The sequence below is a fragment of the Bacillus sp. GMs2/2 genome, from assembly GCF_050172095.1.
Classification (GTDB): Bacteria; Bacillota; Bacilli; order Bacillales; family Bacillaceae_G; genus Bacillus_A; species Bacillus_A cereus.
Window position 1 is genome coordinate 1 of the sequence record NZ_JBNLYE010000668.1, and the last position, 1388, is coordinate 1388.

The following is a 1388-nucleotide window of genomic DNA, read 5'->3' on the forward strand; positions in this document are numbered from 1 at the left end:
CTAAGTAAATTTATATACAACACTAACGAGAAGAATAAACCTTATTTTAAAGGGGATACAGAAAATATGAGTAATTTACTAAAAAAGAAATCCGTTACACAATTGTTAGAGCATAATCAAAGCAAGACTTTAACGAAAACATTAGGAGCATTTGATTTAATTATGTTAGGGGTAGGCTCGATAGTTGGAACGGGCGTTCTTGTGTTAACTGGATTAGTAGCAGCAAGAAATGCTGGCCCAGCAGTTGTTTTTTCATTTATACTTGCAGCAATTATATGTGGATTTATAGCATTATGTTACGCGGAAATTGCTTCTACACTCCCGGCGTCTGGTAGTGTATATACATACTCATATGCAACAATTGGTGAGTTTGTTGCTCATCTAGTAGGTTGGTCATTGCTATTAATATATATCGTGGCAACAGCGGCTGTCGCTGCTGGATGGACAGGCTATTTCCACAATTTAATAAAGGGATTTGGATTAGAGATACCTAAAGCTCTAGTAACGATTCCTTCGCATGGTGGTATTGTGAATCTACCAGCAGTAATCATTACATTGATATTAGCATGGATGTTATCCCGTGGTACGAGAGAAAGTAAACGAATCAATAATACAATGGTATTGATTAAAATTGGAATGATTTTGTTGTTTATTACGGTTGGTATATTCTATGTAAAACCAATAAACTGGATACCAATTGCACCATACGGTTTAAGTGGAGTTTTTACGGGTGGAGCAGCTATTTTATTCGCTTTTACGGGTTTTGATATATTAGCAACTTCAGCAGAAGAAGTAAAAGATCCGAAACGTAATCTTCCGATCGGTATTATTGCATCATTAATCATATGTACAATTATTTATGTTATGGTATGTCTTGTTATGACAGGAATGGTTTCCTATAAAGAATTAAATGTTCCTGAGGCGATGGCTTATGTAATGGAAGTTGTAGGACAAGGAAAAGTCGCTGGTGCAATTGCTGCAGGTGCTGTAATTGGCCTTATGGCTGTTATTTTTTCCAATATGTATGCGGCAACACGAGTATTCTTTGCAATGAGTCGTGATGGATTGTTACCGAAATCATTTGCGAAAGTTAATAAGAAAACTGGAGCACCCACTTTTATAACTGGATTGGCAGGAATAGGGAGTTCTATAATAGCTGGGTTTATTGATTTGAAAGAATTAGTTAATTTAGTTAATATCGGTAGTTTGGTGACGTTTGCGTTAGTTTGTCTATCAGTTATTATTCTACGTAAATCACACCCAAATTTAAAACGTGGATTTATGGTACCTTTTGTACCTGTATTACCATGCGTTGCAATTGTATGCTGTGTGTTTTTAATGCTAAATTTACCGTTAAGGACATGGGTGTACTTTAGTATTTGGATTAC

At 35.7% G+C, this 1388-nt stretch carries 1 protein-coding gene; it reads left to right on the plus strand.

Features of this window, described 5'->3' with window-relative positions:
- Positions 1-66 precede the first annotated feature (66 nt).
- A partial coding sequence (locus ACQGS6_RS28490; protein ID WP_426966029.1) for an amino acid permease occupies positions 67-1388 on the plus strand: 1322 nt, incomplete at its 3' end.